The 17,923-nt window shown below is 42.8% G+C and carries 17 protein-coding genes and 1 pseudogene; 1 reads left to right on the forward strand and 17 read right to left on the reverse strand.

The genetic code is table 11. The features are described 5' to 3' along the window. Nucleotide 1: 1 nt before the first annotated feature. The 4 genes from AC3ISB_RS20810 to AC3ISB_RS20825 all read right to left on the reverse strand — a co-directional run bounded on the left by AC3ISB_RS20810 (nt 2) and on the right by AC3ISB_RS20825 (nt 5,235). Nucleotides 2-1,240 (reverse strand): Nramp family divalent metal transporter, encoded by a 1,239-nt coding sequence (locus AC3ISB_RS20810; protein ID WP_144549190.1) that lies wholly within the window; start codon nt 1,238-1,240, stop codon nt 2-4. Between the two features lie 213 nt (nt 1,241-1,453). Then, nucleotides 1,454-2,308, reverse strand: a complete 855-nt coding sequence (dat, locus tag AC3ISB_RS20815) for a D-amino-acid transaminase (protein WP_144526527.1) — start codon at nt 2,306-2,308, stop codon at nt 1,454-1,456. Between the two features lie 21 nt (nt 2,309-2,329). Then, nucleotides 2,330-3,742, reverse strand: coding sequence for a dipeptidase PepV (pepV, locus tag AC3ISB_RS20820; protein ID WP_480340199.1), 1,413 nt, complete (start codon nt 3,740-3,742; stop codon nt 2,330-2,332). A gap of 155 nt (nt 3,743-3,897) precedes the next feature. Further along, nucleotides 3,898-5,235: an MATE family efflux transporter gene (locus AC3ISB_RS20825; protein WP_489274090.1), complete on the reverse strand. Its 1,338-nt coding sequence runs from the start codon at nt 5,233-5,235 to the stop codon at nt 3,898-3,900. Between the two features lie 466 nt (nt 5,236-5,701). On the opposite strand from AC3ISB_RS20825, the pseudogene AC3ISB_RS20830 reads away from it, so the two are divergent. Beyond that, a pseudogene (locus AC3ISB_RS20830) lies at nt 5,702-6,436 on the forward strand (SDR family NAD(P)-dependent oxidoreductase). A gap of 84 nt (nt 6,437-6,520) precedes the next feature. Here AC3ISB_RS20830 and AC3ISB_RS20835 read toward each other — a convergent pair. The 13 genes from AC3ISB_RS20835 to AC3ISB_RS20895 form a co-directional block, all read right to left on the reverse strand. Next, nucleotides 6,521-7,006: a DedA family protein gene (locus AC3ISB_RS20835; RefSeq protein WP_098369910.1), complete on the reverse strand. Its 486-nt coding sequence runs from the start codon at nt 7,004-7,006 to the stop codon at nt 6,521-6,523. 259 nt (nt 7,007-7,265) lie between these two features. Further along, nucleotides 7,266-7,814 (reverse strand): signal peptidase I, encoded by a 549-nt coding sequence (lepB, locus tag AC3ISB_RS20840; RefSeq protein WP_192206107.1) that lies wholly within the window; start codon nt 7,812-7,814, stop codon nt 7,266-7,268. 94 nt (nt 7,815-7,908) lie between these two features. Further along, on the reverse strand, nt 7,909-8,292 hold the full coding sequence (locus tag AC3ISB_RS20845; protein ID WP_480340196.1) for a DnaJ family domain-containing protein: 384 nt from the start codon (nt 8,290-8,292) through the stop codon (nt 7,909-7,911). Nucleotides 8,293-8,481: 189 nt separating this feature from the next. Next, nucleotides 8,482-10,371, reverse strand: a complete 1,890-nt coding sequence (locus AC3ISB_RS20850) for an immunoglobulin-like domain-containing protein (protein WP_480340195.1) — start codon at nt 10,369-10,371, stop codon at nt 8,482-8,484. A gap of 176 nt (nt 10,372-10,547) precedes the next feature. Beyond that, nucleotides 10,548-10,958, reverse strand: a complete 411-nt coding sequence (locus AC3ISB_RS20855) for a DUF4064 domain-containing protein (protein WP_098369906.1) — start codon at nt 10,956-10,958, stop codon at nt 10,548-10,550. A gap of 526 nt (nt 10,959-11,484) precedes the next feature. After that, complete coding sequence (locus AC3ISB_RS20860; RefSeq protein WP_489274093.1) at nt 11,485-11,841, reverse strand: uroporphyrinogen-III synthase; 357 nt, start codon at nt 11,839-11,841, stop codon at nt 11,485-11,487. Continuing rightward, nucleotides 11,768-12,934: a uroporphyrinogen-III C-methyltransferase gene (cobA, locus tag AC3ISB_RS20865; RefSeq protein WP_489274095.1), complete on the reverse strand. Its 1,167-nt coding sequence runs from the start codon at nt 12,932-12,934 to the stop codon at nt 11,768-11,770. The genes AC3ISB_RS20860 and cobA overlap by 74 nt, the downstream gene beginning before the upstream one ends. A gap of 13 nt (nt 12,935-12,947) precedes the next feature. Beyond that, a complete protein-coding gene (locus tag AC3ISB_RS20870) occupies nt 12,948-13,763 on the reverse strand; it encodes a uroporphyrinogen-III synthase (protein WP_098369904.1) in 816 nt (271 codons plus the stop codon). 570 nt (nt 13,764-14,333) lie between these two features. After that, the gene (locus tag AC3ISB_RS20875) at nt 14,334-14,606 is read right to left on the reverse strand and encodes a hypothetical protein (protein ID WP_098369903.1); all 273 of its coding nucleotides are present in this window, start codon (nt 14,604-14,606) and stop codon (nt 14,334-14,336) included. 139 nt (nt 14,607-14,745) lie between these two features. After that, nucleotides 14,746-15,456, reverse strand: coding sequence for a DsbA family oxidoreductase (locus AC3ISB_RS20880; RefSeq protein ID WP_144526518.1), 711 nt, complete (start codon nt 15,454-15,456; stop codon nt 14,746-14,748). A gap of 75 nt (nt 15,457-15,531) precedes the next feature. After that, complete coding sequence (locus AC3ISB_RS20885) at nt 15,532-15,987, reverse strand: RrF2 family transcriptional regulator (protein WP_489274098.1); 456 nt, start codon at nt 15,985-15,987, stop codon at nt 15,532-15,534. A 147-nt stretch (nt 15,988-16,134) separates the two neighbouring features. Next, nucleotides 16,135-16,899, reverse strand: coding sequence for a TIGR03943 family putative permease subunit (locus tag AC3ISB_RS20890; protein ID WP_141993953.1), 765 nt, complete (start codon nt 16,897-16,899; stop codon nt 16,135-16,137). Further along, nucleotides 16,899-17,912 (reverse strand): permease, encoded by a 1,014-nt coding sequence (locus AC3ISB_RS20895; protein ID WP_098369899.1) that lies wholly within the window; start codon nt 17,910-17,912, stop codon nt 16,899-16,901. Before AC3ISB_RS20895 ends, AC3ISB_RS20890 begins: the two co-directional genes overlap by 1 nt. Nucleotides 17,913-17,923 lie beyond the last annotated feature (11 nt).

Consider the following 17,923-nt stretch of genomic DNA (forward strand, 5'->3'; position numbering starts at 1 on the left):
TTTAGCTGAACAGTGTTTCGTATAGCAGGAACAAGTTCAGTCCAATGATAAGTACAGCTATAAGCCAGGCGACGCTCGAGGTGATTTTATGGTTGACCAGGCTGCCCATGATTTTTTCATTGCTTGTAAACATGATCAATGGCACTAAGGCAAACGCGATGCCAAACGAGAGTACAATTTGACTCATCACAAGTGCTTTGGATGGGTTCACTCCCCATAATATTATGAGCAGGGGCGGAACGGTGGTGATGACCCTTCTTAAATAAATCGGTATATGTCTTTTAATGAATCCTTGCATGACTACATCACCTGTCATTACACCAACGGATGAGCTTGATAAACCGGCAAATAATAATCCTACTCCAAAGAACATCGCGACTGATGGTCCAAGCATCGCACCGAATTGTTGATAGGCAACATCCAAGTCCTCTACAAGTATTCCATTCTTATGAAATAGGGCAGCTGAAACTATGACCATGGCGGCATTGATCGCGCCTGCTATCAACATGGCGATGACAATGTCAATTAGCTCAAAACGATAAATCCTTTTTCTTTCCATATCGTTTTTTCCGACTATTCTTCTTTGAGTCAAAGAAGAATGAAGGTAAATCGCATGTGGCATAACGGTGGCTCCAAGCATACCGGCCGAAAGTAAAATACTGTCCACTCCCTCGAACTTTGGAGTGAAGAGTCCTAAAACAACGGCTGAAGTGTCAGGTTTTGCATAAAAAACTTGAGCACCAAATGCTATCACAACGACAAATATCATGACCGTGATCAGAGCTTCGAATGTTCGATAACCTCTGCGCTGGAATTCCAGAATGGCAAAGGAACCAATCGCTGCAATTATTGCCGATGTGATAAGCGGTAAGTCAAATAGCAAATAAATCCCTAGTGCAGCTCCTATGAATTCAGCTAGGTCGGTAGCCATTATAACGGCTTCGGCCTGAATCCATAATAAGAAAGATGTTTTTTTCGAAAATCTTTCCCTGCATAGCTCTGGAAGGTTCTTTCCAGTGGCTATCCCCAATTTAGCTGATAGTGATTGGATTAGCACAGCCATTAAATTGGATGCGAAGATAACCCATAATAACGAATAGCCATATTTTGATCCTGCTGTAATATTGGTCGCATAATTCCCTGGATCAATATAGGCCACAGCAGCTATAAAGGCAGGCCCTAGATAGGGAAGAAGTTTTTTTATTCCTCTCGACGAAGATTGATGCAACACATCGGACATATCTATGTCAACTCCTTTTTATACGCAACTCAAATTGTTGTGGTAGGTAAACTTTTTAGGTTATTAGCAATTATATTCCTGGTTCTTGAAAATGTCAAAAAGGGAGGATTGCATAAGGTGGTAATTAACGTAAACGGGGATTCGGTGATGGCCATCTGCTTCCGGCTACACATATAAAAAACCCTTTGCCAATAGTGGCAAAGGGGCTTTTATTTATTTAACGGAACCGCATTGCTTCTCGATTTCCTCGGAAAACAGTTTCTGCAGTCTTTTGGTTATCGGACCGGCTTCCCCGGCTGCAATCGATTGGCCATCGATATTTATAATTGGTGTCACTTCGACGCTTGTGCTTGTATAAAGGACTTCGTCGGCTGCCATCATGTCCTCGACGGTGAAGGCTTCCTCGACATATGGAATCCCATGATCAGCGCAAAGTTTCAGCATCACCTGACGGGTAATCCCATTCAGGATCAAGTTTGTGGCCGGATGCGTTTTAAGTAGTCCATCCACCACGATTGAGACATTGGACGAACTTCCCTCCGTCACCGTACCATCACGATGCTGGATCGCTTCATCACAGCCGGCTTCTACAGCTTGCTGTTTAGCCATTATATTACCCAGTAGATTTAAACTCTTGATATTACAGCGCAGCCAGCGTATATCGTCGGTGGTAACAGCCTTGACCCCTGGCTTTATTTTTCCTGTATAAGGCATTTCCTTGGTATAGGCAACAAAGACCGGTTCCACCTCAGCAGTTGGAAATGAGTGTGTACGCGGAGATACGCCCCTTGTCAGCTGCATATAGACGATACCGTCCTTCAGTTGATCTTCAGCGATCAGCTCTTCCATGAGTGCTTTGATTTCCGCTGCAGTAAAGGAAACTTTCATCTGTATCAACTTCGCACTGTCCATCAGCCGGTTAAGATGCATCTCCCCCGCAAATAATTCGCCATTATAAACCCGGATGACTTCATAGACGCCATCACCGAATTGATATCCCCGGTCTTCAATATCTACCTTTACTTCGGGCCTGCTTTTAAGGTCGCCGTTAAAAATGATTTTCCCCATGTCTTTCTCCCTCTTTGCCTCTTATTTAGCCAATTCATGAATGGCACGTGCATAAATGGACGTAGCCTTAAGCATATCTTCAATATCAATATATTCATCTTTCTGATGCGCAATGTCTTCGCTGCCAGGGAAAAGCGGGCCAAATGCAACGCCTTCTTTCAATGAACGGGCGTAAGTGCCGCCGCCAATCGAAAGGAGTTCAGCTTTATCACCTGTCTCCGCTTCATAAACTTCCTGCAACGTTTTAATCAAGAAGCTTTCACTGTCCACATAATGTGGAGTTGAATGCGAATTGGTCTTCACTTTCAAATTATATGCCGCAAGTCTTTCTTCCAATGCCGCCTTTTGTTGTTCCCACTCAAATGTCACCGGATAACGCATGCTGAAACCAATCGAGCTGTCGCCTTGTTTAGAATAATTGAAAACGCCGGCATTGACCGTCAATTCTCCTGTTTGCTCATCCGAATAAGCCACACCTAAATTATTTCCGCGGGAATCTTCAAACAAACGATCCTTTATGAAAGTGAAGTAGGCTTTCGCATGCGGATCAAGAGTAAGATCAGTTAAAAATACGGCTAAATGCAGACCTGCATTCTTTCCATTTTTCGGTTCCATCGCGTGTGCCGAGACACCATTCATTTCAAGCAGCACTTGATTTTTTTGCGGAACTGCTTGGCCCCTCAATGAGTATTTTTGCAAATAATCCTGATAGTTTGCCACCACTTCAGCAGGGTTGGCCGCTTCCACAATAGCCGTAGCAAAATCCGGTACCATATTCGTCCTTCGACCTGAAGAAAATTCCATAACATTCACTTCAGAGTTCGTGCCATTTCCTGCATCGGCAGGGTGTATAACCGAGAAATCCCAGATTCCTTTTTCCGCACTGATGATCGGGAAGTCAGCATCTGGTGCGAAGCCGATCGAGGGCATTTCCTCCACTTCAAAGTAACGGTCAACGCAGCGCCAGTTCGATTCTTCATCGGTTCCAATGATCATCCTCACACGTTTGTTCAAAGGTTCTCCTAGCTCCCGGACCAGCTTCATCGCATGATAGGCAGCCATCGTCGGCCCTTTATCATCGATTGCCCCACGAGCATATATGCGGCCATTGCGGATTTCAGCGCCGAACGGATCCGAACTCCAGCCATCTCCCTCAGGTACCACGTCGACATGGCATAATATCCCGATTAACTCCTCGCCTTCACCCATTTCGATATGACCAGCGACATTATCGACATTTTTAACAGTAAAACCGTCTTTTTCGCCTAATTGAAGCATGAAATCAAGCGCTTCCTTCACCCCTTTACCGAATGGGGCCTCCTCTGTCGGATGTTCTTCATCCAGTACACTTTTTATTTTCAATAAGTTTTGTGTGTCCAGTAATAATTCCATTTTCCGTTTTTCAACTTCTTCTCGCCAATTCAATTCACTCAAAATACGACAACTCCTCTTTTATATATATTTTTCATTTTATCACTTTTACTACCTAATTCGCCAAGCGTTGCTACCTATTCTTCGTATTCCCGTATTATCGCCAACATAAAACTACCGATAAAATTCCCTGCATTAATAAAAAACACCCTCTTTTATTAAAAAGAAGATGATTTCATTAGACTATCGGCATCCATAAGCTTTGTTACTTTTCGGTTCAGCCTTGGGATGTATAATGCTAAAAACACGGAACGTCCTAAACTGAAAGCCAGGAATGCAAGCCATAATCCATGATTGCCATTATGCGGGACAGCCATGAATTGGACAAATAGAAAAGCCAATAGTGCAAGGAGCATTGAGTTCCTAACTGGAACGGCTTCTGTCGCACCGGTAAACACTCCATAAAAAATGAGTCCGATAAAGGCACTGAATGGGAATAGGACTATCCAAAGTCCATATTCATGGGCCAGTTCGATGACGCCGGGAATGTTCGTGAAAAGGAGAATGACCTTATCGCTGAATAGATAGTAAGATGCGGCAAGTATGAACGAAGCATACAAGCCCCACCGCGCCGATAGTGAGAGTGTTTTTTTATAAAGGTTTATATCTCTCGAACCAATCGCCTTCCCGACCAGAAGACTCGACGCGTTAGCGAAGCCATCAAAGCAATAGGCCATCAGGTAATGGATTTGAATGAGTACGGCATTGGCCGCCAGTGTCTCTGTCCCGAAAGTGGCTCCCTTGGCCGTAAAAAGATTGAAAACCGTGATCAGGCAAATGGTCCTGATGAATAAATCCCTGTTGACCACCATCATTTTTTTCAGGGAAGCCCGATCGAACCCCTCCCGGAATGAAAATGAATCCGGTACGTTAACCGCTTTTCGGATGACCCACAAGCCCAGCAAAAAAGCGGAAATCTCTGATATCAATGAAGCGGCAGCAACCCCTGATACAGACCACGAAAAGCCATTTACAAAAACGAGGCATAAGACAATATTGATCACGTTCATGAAAACTTGAATGAACAAAGATGTTTTTATCCTGGATTTCCCGATTAACCAGCCTAAGATGACATAGTTCAATAATGCAAAAGGCGCACCCCATATCCGGATGCCGAAATAATCTGCGGCAAAGGCGGAAACGTCCGATTCCGGACCGATTGCGCCTAACGAGACATTCAAAATGGGTTTTTGGATCACGATAAAAAGCAGGCCGATGATCGCTGCAATGAAAAAAGGCCGAATCAAGGCCATCAGGCTTTGCTTTTCATCCCGTGCCCCCTCCGCTTGTGCAGCGAAGGCAGATGTACTGACCCGCAGAAAACCAAAAAGCCAATACATCGTATTAAAAATTATGGTTCCGACAGCCACCCCGCCAATATAAGCGGGATCACTCAACTTTCCAACCACAGCCGTATCGACCGCACCGAGCAAGGGCGTACTCATCGTCGAAATCGTAAGCGGGATGGCCAAGGAAAGATACACTCTGTTATTCATAAAATGATGACCTCCTATGTACATAAAAGTTCTGAAAAGTTAGAATTGGAATCGTGTTATAAAAAATTGTATTTAAAGTACAAAAAGATTGCAGTATTCAATATTAATTACTTGAATTGAACATATGGTGCTCCCCGGCATGCATGAGATGCCTCTACAAGATTACTTGTGAATCGTTTCAAATAGAACGGGTAAAGCTATTTAGATATTGATAATTTACGGTTTCAATATTAGAAGATTGAAAGATTGATACCGCTTTCAACCTGCAACAGTTATGAGAAGTCCATTTTTTCACTGGCATACATGTACTTTTTTATCCAGCAAGAAAAAGGAAATTCGCAAGCCGGAAAATAAAATGCTTGACGGATTCTTGAAGGAGTTATAGTAATGCTCGTTGATAATGTAACTTTTGCACTATGCTTGAACATATATTCATCGTTATAACAACTAATTAGGAGTGATCATTATGGGAAGATTGACTGATAAAGTAGCCATTATCACTGGCGGAGCATCTGGTATGGGCAGGGAAATGGTAGACCTATTCACAAAAGAAGGAGCACAAGTCATTGCTGCTGATATCAATGAAAAAGCTGTAGCTGTTGTGAATGAACTGGATAATGTCCATGGAACTGTACTTGATGTATCCTCAGACGAAAGCTGGAAAAGGTGACCGATGAAGTTATCGCTAAATTTGGCAAAATCGACATTTTGGTAAACAATGCCGGTATCTCAACAGAAAAAGGCATTAACGATACGACATTGGCCGATTGGCAGCTAATGTTAAGCATCAATGGATTTGGACCATTCCTTGGAATGAAACACGTTGTTCCTCACATGGCTAAAGAAGGTAAAGGCGCAGTTGTAAACATTTCTTCCTTCACTGCTCAAATCGGAATGGGCTTAAACTCTTACTCAGCTTCAAAAGGTGCCGTTCGTGCTATTTCCAAGGCTGCCGCAACGCAATATGGCCGCATGGGCGTCCGTGTCAATGCCGTATTTCCCTGGTATCATCGAAACACCAATGACTCAAAAATTAGAAGAGTCAAAAGAGTTAGTGAACCAAATGATCAAAGCAACTCCATTACAACGTTTGGGTCAGCCGGCGGATATTGCAAATGCAGTGCTTTATCTAGCATCCGATGAAGCTTCATACGTAACTGGTGCCGAGCTTGTCATCGACAGCGGATACTCAGCTCAATAAGCAGAAATGGAAAATCCCGTTTCTAAAGATCCAGAAACGGGATTTTCTGATTCCAATAAAGAAATTTGGGTAAGTTGAAATGAGTTACGTTAACACACCAATGAAATAACCAAAAGTCGTAAATACCAAACACCAGCTGAAAGCCCCTGCTCCTGCAAAGATAAAGTACTTGCGTTTCCCCATTCCATTCATCCCGGAAATGTAACTGGCGAAGTGACGGACTCCTGGAATGAAATAGGCTATGATGATGGTCCAAGGACCGTATTTATTGAACCATTTCTCCAATCTCTCCAACCTCGCGGGGGTCATTTTGATCCACTTACCATGCTTCCTCAAAAAGGGCTTCCCCACCTTTTTTCCGATGAAATAACTGACAAGCATCCCGGATATCGAACCAAGGAAACTGACAAGGAATGCTCCCTGGACATTCAAAACGGAAATGGATGACAAATAGCCGACAAAAGTCATCATGAACTCATCAGGTACCGGCAAGCCAATAATCCCAATGGCCAACAGTCCATATATCGCAAAATAACCATAGTTTGATATTAAATCTTTTACAATATCCATCTAAAGTACTCCATCTCAGCACCCTTTTTTAAAGTAATCCATATTTTACACGGGCCTGGGTAACGTGATTACTTCTTTTTAATAGGATAACCTAATTTAACCCAAATGAGTTGATTTTCATAAAAAAAATAGAAAAAAAAGAAGAATGGACACGTTTTTTGTTGAAATACCTGTATGATAATGCTAATCAATGTTTCCTCTTTACGGAAATGAATAACGGCAACAATAAAGCGGACTCGATACCCGAGTCCGCTTCTTCTTAATTCACAAGCTTTATTTCATTGATTGGCCAATACACTAGATTCGCCTTGCCGACAATTTCATCGACGGAAATCGTGCCTATTTCACGGCTATCCAAACTATTTTGGCGATTGTCCCCCATAAGGAACAACTGGCCTTCCGGCACTGTCATGCTGCCTGTAATATCTTCCAGCTTGAAGGATTCAGTCAGCGGCACCCCTGCCATCTGATTCTTATATTTGTCCAAGTATGGTTCTTCATAAGCTTTCCCATTAATATAAAGCGTATCGTCTTTATATTCAATATGGTCACCTGGCAGACCAATTACCCTTTTTATATAATCTTTATCTACCGTTGCATGAAAAACGACAATGTCAAACCGGTCTATATTATCGATATTCGTTCCAAACTTGGTAAGAACAATTCTTTCGTGGTCTTGCAGAGTCGGCATCATTGACTCACCGTCCACGACAATCGGTGCAAAAATATACGTTCGAATTAAAAAAGCTAGAATGACTGCAATCAATATCGCTTTTATCCATGAAAAAACTTCTTTTCTTTTTTCCAATCGAAGTCCCTCTCTCTGTTTTTTATTCATGTCATTATATCATAATCCATTAATGATCACGTCATACAAATACCCGCATTTTACACATTATCAATTACTTCCATTTTTCATACTGGATTTCGATGCTTTCCAACTCTATTTCCCTGCGCTGCATTTTGGCTGGACAAATTGCATTATATGTACGGACTTTCTCATTTATTTCATCAATTCGTTTCTTAATTTCAGATTCAGTTCCATTCATTTTTTTCAATCGAACCAATCCTGATAGCTCTTCCCGAATTTCTTTTTGCCATTTTATCCAAAGTGGAAGGTAACCGGCATCCTTGGCCTTCGTCAAGAAGTTGTCATATATATTTCCCGATAGCGCCGACTCCGGAAGCGGTTTTCCAAAGCCAGGATTATTCTTCAGCCCGCCGTCTCTTTCATATTCCTTAAAAATCTGATCCATCCAGTTCACATGCCCTTGTTCTTTGCCCATAAACAATCCCCCTTCAGATCACTTCTCATTACATGTATTTACAATTATAACATTTTTATCAATATTCACTCCACCCTGGAGGATCAATCCTTGAACACTTTCTACTATTATATATGCATATCTTTCAGCCAAACACATTCTGACAGCAAAAAAAAGGATTCCCCTATTGCGGGAATCCCATTTTGCCTTCTATTTAACTGTGATTTTCCGTTTTACTTCTGCCTTGTTCTTCGATTTATCCGTAACTGTGTAAGTCAATGTATAGGTGCCTTTTTTCTTCGTATTCACAGTCCCTGTTATTTTGATCTTACTTGTTAAACTTCCATCAAGATTATCTTTCGCGGATACACCTGATTTAGGATTGAATGTCGAGTTATAGGCAATGGTTTTGCTATTGGCACCGGAAATGACTGGCTTGGTGCTGTCTACCGTAATCTTTCTTGTGACTGTCGCAGTATTTTTCGATGAATCAGTGATTGTATACTTTAATGTATACGTTCCTTTTTTCTTTGTATTCACCGTACCTGTCACCTTTATTTTACTAGTCATGTTGCCATCCAGGTTATCTTTCGCAGATACGCCTGATTTAGGGTTGAATGTCGAATAATAGCCAACGGTTTTACTATTGGCTCCCGAGATGACTGGCTTGGTGCCATCTATCGTGATCTTTCTTGTGACTGTCGCTGCATTTTTCGATGAATCGGTGACCGTATACTTCAATGTATAGGTCCCCTTTTTCTTCGTATTCACTGTACCCGTCACTTTGATTTTACTAGTCAAGCTGCCATCGGCATTATCCTTGGCACTCACGTTTGTTTTTGGATTGAATGTAGAATTAAGTTTGATGGTTTTATTCCCGGCACCGGAAATCACCGGCTTGACTTGATCATAAACGGTTATTTCCCTTGTGACCTTGGCAACATTCCCAGCTTTGTCAGCTACCGTATAAGTCAAATTATAGGTGCCCACTTTCTTGGTATCCACCTTACCTTCCACACGTATGGCACTCGTTAAGTCACCATCTTTATCATCCTTCGCCTTTACGCTGGTTTTAGGATTGAAAGTTGAGTTGAATGGTATCGATTTACCAGCTGCCCCTGAAATCACAGGTTTATTCGTATCCTTGATGGGCACGACAACCGATGGACTATTGGAGATGTAAGCCGATGAAACATACCCCTTAATACTCTTGTCTTCCGTTTGTACTGGGTAAAAGACAAATTTATTTCCCTTAGATTCGTGATAGTCAAAATTCCCTGTGATGGTCAAGCTTGTATTTGGCGGCACAAGTACTGCACCTGCCGTAGTGCTTATTTCTTTCCTGATATTAGCACTGGATGTCGTCACAACTTTATCTCCTGCCTTGAACCAATAAACAGAGTCATGCGTTTGATCTGTCAGTGTGTATTCAAGATTTTTAAAGATGATATTTTCGGTGCTTTCCCGGTCATATTGAAAGTCCGTTGTTTTGAATGGATATTCGGCCAGTTTTGTGCCATCCAAATAACTTTGTTTTTCTATCTCAGCAAAAACTTCCTCTTGGTAGGCATTCGGATTTATTTTCCCGTTTTCCTGGTAAAGAGGACTGTTAACCGGTTTTGTCCCATTGTATGCCATTACAGGGAAATACCAATTTTCGATGACCCTTCGTCCTGCACCTTTGATCTTGGGCAAATCCCTTCTTGAATACATATCACCCAGTACCTCGACGCCTGCCTCGATATTGTAGACTATATCATTTTCCAGCTTTTTCTGGTCATACCCACTTTTATTGGTAAGCTGCATAAGACCGATACCGCCATCGCCGGATATAATCGGTTTACCGTCCTCATTAAATTGCCTCCAATCCCCGTTTTCCTGCGTAGCCACCGCTTTTACAACTTCAGGGGGGATTTCGGCCTCTATTGCCGCATTCGTCAGTAAGCAGTTAATCTGCTTATGGGAAGGATTTACATTGGATTGAATCTCACCGAATGATGAACACGCATTGGTTATTCCAGACTCCGCAAAAGCCTGTCCATTGAACAAACCGATCGTTAAACAGGTCAGTGCTCCAACCTTCATTAAAGGTATCTTCATCGATCGAACTCCAGTCTATTTATATTTAAATCTATAATAATAGTAACATGATAGACTGGTGATTGCAGGTATAAATAGGTATATTCCCCTAAAATATCCTCACAGCACAAAAGGAGCTTACCCGCATTTTCGGGACAGCTCCTTTGTTTTCAAATCACACTATGTATTGTGTCGGATCAAACGATCACTTCCACCGGTTCCCTCGGCTTCCTTACAAGGCACATGATACCCGGTATGATGAAGAAAATAAGCGGCCAAACATGAAAGATCGTCAGAATGCCCGTAATGATCAATAAGATTCCGGCTCCCTTCGCTTTGCCGCCTTTTAATAGAAAGATAGCGATCAAACCGCCCGCCAATGCAATAAACAGCGATATGATTCCCGCCCATAGTATGCCCATGAACAACTTGATCGACATATCTACCTCAGACGAGGAAAACTCAGAATCTGTCATTAAAGAGTAGTCCATCATTTCTTTCATATCGATACTGTTGAGATAAACGGCCGCTATGATCGTCATGATTAAAAAAATCACAGCGATACCCACGCCTAAGATACTTAATACGAATTCCCATGTCCGTTTCATTTACTTCGCCTCCCTGGAAAAGTCACGTATATATAATACCCAATCTGTGAAGGAATAAAAGACTTTTATTCCTTACTCCTCAAAATCTTATGAGCGTCCATCATTTGGTAAAGTTGACCAAATCCATTCAACGCCCATCCCTGCCCTAACGACCCGAAGAAAGGGCCATCAGTCATCCCTTTTTTCAATCGATCATGTAATTCATCTCTTTTACTTTCCAGGTTATTCACCTTTGTCATATGTTTTATAAAGAAACGGAACGCCTTCACAACCATTACGAATAACAGAACAAGCAGGGCAATGTAGAATAATTGCCATAAATATCGCCAATATTAAACATGAAGTCACCCCCTGTCATTGAATGTTAAACATCAATTCCGGCCAATAAAAGCAGTAGGTGAGGCTTTTCGAACTTTCCTAATTAAATGATAACACGATAGGCCATAACACTGAACGCAAACAACATTTCAACGGGTATGAATAACGAATCCCTTCCAAAGGAAATAGACTCTGTTTTTATCAGAGCCTAAAAAACATTCCTATTCAAGATCAACTCCACCAATTGTTCGACAGACGGTTCTTTCGGCATCATATCCAATGTAAATCCATAGTCTTTAAGTCTATTGCCAGTGCTTTCCCCGATTACCCCGATGGAGGCTTGATTTAGCAGCCCTTCAACATCCACGTCTGCCTTTTTCCCATATTGCATCAGCATATCAACTGAATGCCGATTCGAAAATAGTACCGTTCCGACAGCTATCCCGTCCAGCATTCTCGGAAGAATTTCAAGGAATCTTTCATCGACGAATTTATCGACTGATTGAAAATAGTCTCCGTCCCCATGAGCCGGATCTCTTTGATTCTCTGTTTCGATCTCCAACAACCAACAGGGTTCCGGCTTCCGACATCTCGGATTTGAGCTCGGCCATCAGTCCCCGTTGCTGTAAAACTTTTTTCGATTTCCTTGATAACACATAAAGTTTAGAAGAAATCCGGCGGAAATCAATAGCATGTTCAGTGAGTGAATCCAAGAATCCATGGACACTTTCGGGCGAAGTGAAGAGAATCCGATCATACAAAAGAAAAGAGAGCAGCTGACTTTCATCTATTTTCACTTTGGCCGCATTCCATTTAGGAAACTCGATGACTTCGCCGCCAAGTTCATCCAGGGTTTCTGCCAAGGAACTTTTTACCGTCCCGGTCCGGGCCACTAAAAACCGTTGCCCAAACAGTGGCTTCTTTTCGAACCATTGCAGTTTTCCCCTTAGTGAAATGATATCCCCGACCAAGGTGATCGCAGGATTGCCAAGCGACCTTTCACTTACCCTTTCGACGATATCATCCAAAGTCCCCTCGACACTTTCCTGTCTTCCATAAGTGCCCCATTGTATGACGAGTGCCGGCGTATTCCCCGGCTTTCCATGATTAATCAAATTTTCGCGGATATACGGAAGGTTGGCCACACCCATATAAAAGGCAACCGTATCTATACTTTTCACAAGCCCGTTCCAATCCATATCCTTCTTCGTTTGGTCATGGCCCGTCACCATCGCAAAGGAACGTCCATAATCCCGATGCGTGACGGGGACTCCCGCGTACATGGATGCAGCAATGCTGGACGTAACCCCCGGAATGACTTCGAATGGGATTCCCACATCTTTCAACGATTCAGCTTCCTCCCCTACTCTTCCAAAAACGGAAGGATCCCCGCCTTTCAAGCGAACGACCCGATGCCCTGCCAGTGCTTTGGAAACAAGCAGCTCATTGATTTCCCCTTGAGTGATGCCATTCGTATAAGGTGTCTTGCCACAATATATCAATTCACAATCGAGGGTGGCAGCCTCTAACAATTTGGGATTTAGCAATCTGTCATATAAAATGATGTCCGCTTTTTCAATCGCTTTTTGACCTTTTACGCTAATAAGGCCCACATCACCCGGACCAGCACCAACAAAATAGACCTTGCCCTTGGTCATGCCGAACTCACCCCTATCTGCTTGCTATTCCATGATAATATTTCACCAGCTCCACCATTGCACTGCCCATCCGCTGATCTTCAGGATATATGACCCGCTCGATCCCTTCATCGATTACCACCTGTGCCGTTACCTTTCCGACCGCAAGAGCAATTACATCTGATGCAAACAGATCGATTATCTTATCCTCCACACCTTGTTCACGGACAAATCTCATTAAATTTCGCGGCTGCGGTGCACTCGTGAACACAACCGAATCGATTTTGCCTTCAAGGATTTCTTGGATCAGCTGCTGCATCGTTTCTTTTTCGGGCGGTATATGTTCATATGGCAGGATTTCTTTATGTTCCACTTTTTGTTCATCCAACCAGTTCATCAAAAGAGGAGCCGGATCGCCATGAAGCTGCAAAGCGACCTTTACACCTTTAGACAGATGACCTTCCAGATTGCGAACAAGCCCTGCCGTACTGCCATCATCATCCCGGATTAATGGCTGCAGGCCAAGCTTTTTCAGCATATTCACCGTTTTATAGCCCCTGGCTGCAATTTTCATAGACTGCAAGGCTTTTATGAAACGATCTCCCGCTTCCATCTTCACTGCCGTTTTATATAATAATTCCGTCCCCACTCCCGTCGTAAGGATGATCCAATCGAACTCCCCTGCCATCAACCGGGTGACATCCTCTTCCAAATGGGAATCATCCAGGAATACCGTCCCCTGTGCCGGGCGAACGAGCGGGACTCCCCCAAGATTTTGAACGATTTTACTAAGTTCTTCCGTCTTCCGCGCTCCCAATAAAGCAACGGTCCTGCCATTAAGCTTACTCATCCATGCCCCTCCTATATGTACATTCAATTAAATCCATCTCACCCATTATACAAATTTTCAGTCTTTGAAACTATAAAAAACGAATTCCATATCAAAATCAACGCTTTTTCTTTCTTTTATCCTATATAAATTCAATGGAAAAATGGATTAGCAGCATTTTTCTTCTTATTAGTCTCACCCTCGTGAGTTTCGAGCGAATACTCGTAAGTTTCGAGCGTTTACTCGTGAGTTTCGGGCTTTTACTCGTGAGTTTGAAGCAAATACTCGTGAGTTTCGGGCTTTTACTCGTAAGTTTGGAGCAAATACTCGTGAGTTTCGGGCTTTTACTCGTGAGTTTCGAGCGAATACTCGTGAGTTTCCAAGGAAGTAATATTTGCCTGGAGTTCACTCCAGGTCATTTCGCTTAAAGAACCAGGTTATGAATGGAACGAAAGATTGAATGTTAGAGTAGTAATTGTTAGTTCAATAAGAAATATCATCACATACGTAAAACTTCATTTCCCTATTTACCTTTCCTAGCCAGTAAAAAAGGCCGCCACCAGGACAGCCAGATTCAAGATTTTCACTTTATTAACTTTTGTGAACGGCCCTTTGGGCAATATGCTCCTGTTCCTTTTTCACAAAAACATCATATTGAATTGTTTCATGGCGATTTTGAAAGTTTTCGGATCCTGAATTAATAGGCGTTTTCGTTTTGAATTGTATCCCTTCCCTTTCCAATTTCGCAACTACCTTAAAATAATTTTCATTCCCGAATGCCGTATAAATACATGTCCAATATTTATAGGAAATTATTTTGGCAGTTACTACACATGCAATCACGAAGACTAGTATTCCAATCATTATATACACCTTTTAGCTCCCTTTCATTTCGGACTTTTTCGAAAAGCCATCCTATATACTATATTCTTTGCCATACATAACATTTCCTTTATAAGTAAAAAAGGAGACCCAGTTTCGGGTCTCCTTCTTCATATCTGCATTATTTTTCCGGAACGCTACAGGAACCGTCCGTACAGGTGTCGCCTGTTGCTGGATCATTCACGATTGTAAGCGGATTTTCCTCAGCCCATACTTTTTTAAGCGTATCCAAGAATGCTTCTGTTGGCTGGGCGCCGGAGATTCCATACTTGCGGTTAATGACGAAGAATGGCACACCAGTAATACCAAGCAGGCTTCCTTCTTGCTCATTTCCCCTAACCTCTGCAGTGAATGCCGTTCCTGCCAGCATGGCCTCCGTCTCGGACTTTTCAAGGCCAACCTCTTCAGCCAAACTAGCCAATGTAGCGTGATCGCCAATATGTTTGCCTTCCGTAAAGTAAGCTTTAAATAGGCGTTCATTCATTTCTTTCTCTTTACCTTTTGATTCAGCAAAGTGCATCAAGCGGTGAGCATCGAATGAATTCGTTAAGACCACTTTGTCCAAATGATAATCGAGTCCCAATTCTTTAGCCTGTTGAGTCAGGTTTTGGCTGCTTGCTTCCACCTGCGCTTGAGACATGCCGTATTTCTTGGCCAGCATTTCATTTTGAGTCATATTGATATCCCGCTCAGCCTCTGGATTCAACTCAAAACTGCGAAATGAGACCTCTACCTGATCTTTATTTTCAAACTGCTTTAACGCCTCTTCGAATCGACGCTTTCCTATATAACAGAACGGACATTGATAATCCGACCAAATTTCCACCTTCATGTAAAAAACCTCCTCATTTTAAATGCAATCGCATTAAGCACATTATATAATCCTGGGTATCCTCTTGCAAGGATATTACCCCAGACACTCATTTTCAAAATTGGTGAAGTCGACTTTTTTCATGAATTCTTCCAATGTATAGCCCTTTAGCAGGCGCAATGTTTCCTTTTCGGCTTCGTTCATGATCTCCTCCAATGCCATATCCAGCTGCTTCCCGACTTCACCGCATTCGCTCGTTTCCAAACAAACAAGGCATTCCGGCCTTACCGCTTGATACACATCCGCCAAAGTAAGCTGAGACGCAGGCACCTTCAAGCTATATCCGCCTTCCCGTCCTTCCTTCGTTTCGACGATCCCCGCAGCTGCAAGCTGGGCCATCACCCTTCTTAAAAAAGTGGCGTGTGACTTCACCTTTAAGGCGATTGCCGAACTTGTCAGGAGCTTTTCGCTTTGTGCGAGCCAAACCAGAGAGTGAATGGCAATAGCGAAACGCGGCGGTCCGATTTGATTGTTTCGATTACCTGAAGACATGATTATTCCCCCTTACACCCTATCCATGGTAAGGCCATTATACTATGTTACGTGCTTCCGAACAAATGGCGCCGTTTCCGTTTTTTTCGACCGCAGCGCACGATTTTCCTGCTCGGCAAAAGCATCCTTTTTCCGGGTTTTCCAATTCTACTGAATGATTTGTACATTTTCATATAAATAAGCTTCTTCGGGTGCCTTTATTTTCTTCGACTCTTTTAAATCGATCACCGGTACGGGTTCCCCTTTATAGCTTCCTTTTTTTAATGTCCCTGTAATCGTATACCAATCATTCGTCTTCATTCCTTCCACGTTCCCGTTGACCATATATCCGTATAACGTCGCATCGACCACACAGCAGGACATGGAGAGGCGGGAGATGGCCATTTGTTTTTTCGTAAATTCATCCTCACGGTATATGAACCCCGAAATCTCTATTTCCTTCCCCTCGATCGTATCGAGGTTGTTCAGTAAATCATCCAGTACTTCAAAATAATTATCATCGGTTACGGAGATTTTCTCCCCATGCGCATGTTTCCCTGGATCATACGAACTTACCATCTGTGTCTGCTGCTTCGCCAGCCCCCTTTTCGCCAGCACTTCGCCGCTTAATGTAAAATCGGTCAAGATGAAACCCAGAAGAATCGGAATGAAGAACAAACTATATTTCAGGACCAGTGCCGACGAGGAAGACTCTCCATTCGATCCGCAATCACAATGATGTCCACCTTGCTTTTGTTTTTTCATTCTGAGAAGGCTGATCACTAAAAAGGCAAAAAGCGCCGCCAATGCATATGGAATCATTTTGGGTGCAATCAATTTCGTTAAATATCCTGAAACATACAATTTAAAGATCATGAGGCCCAGTCCAAGCAGCAGCAATCCTTCAAGTCTTTGAATAAATAAACGTTTCATCAGAAGCCCCCCTTACTGATCAATCCGCCTGCAATCAGGCAGAGACTGAATACGACTGCGAAAACAAGCAGGACATACGTGACGACAAAGCTCCGTTTAAAACAGGACATCATGATAAGGACATTTTTCAAATCCAGCATGGGACCGAATACAAGGAAACCGAGTAAAGATCCTGGCAGAAAACTATGGGAAAAGGAGGCGGCAACGAATGCATCAGCTGATGAACAGAGTGAAAGCACAAATGCAATTCCCATCATCAATGCCGTGCCTTTTATTGGTGCCTGACCAATATCCGCCATTACGGACCGATCCATAAACACTTGAAATACACTGGCAAACAAGGCCCCGATGATAAAGTATCTGCCGACCATAAAAAATTCCTGTGAAGTATGTTCCATGAAGCTTGTCCATTTATTACTGGACTGAATATCATGTTCATCCCCGTGAACCAGTTCCACTTTATCCTCTTTCACCACATCTTTCGTGCTGAATATATGAATGAATAAACCTGCGATGATGGCAGTCAGGACACAAAGAATGATTCTTCCATATAGAATGGCCGGATTATTTTGGAACGCATAATAAGTTGAGCCGAACACGATGACATTCAATATTGGGGCAGTTACGAGCAAGACAACACCTGCATGGACCGGGACACCCTTTTGAATCAATTTCCGGACGACCGGGATGATTGCACATTCGCAAACCGGAATGATCAGCGCCGCCCCTATCGCAGCAAAAATGGCCGTCAGGGGTCTTTTTGGTATCATCCGCTGAATGATTTCTTCACTGATGAACAACTGGATGAACGATGAGGCAATGGCCCCCAGGAACAGAAAAGGAATCGATTCTAAAAACAATCCCAAAAACACGACGAACACAGAGTGAAGCATCGGGTAGCCCGAGAGATCAATCGCTTTGGGAATGAATACATCGCCTAGGAAAAAGAATGCCAGCATCGAAAACAGCAGCATCACTAACAGCAAATTTGCCGTGTATCGTTTCAAAAGCATATTCTACCACC

This window comes from Peribacillus sp. GL_122 (genome assembly GCF_057835005.1).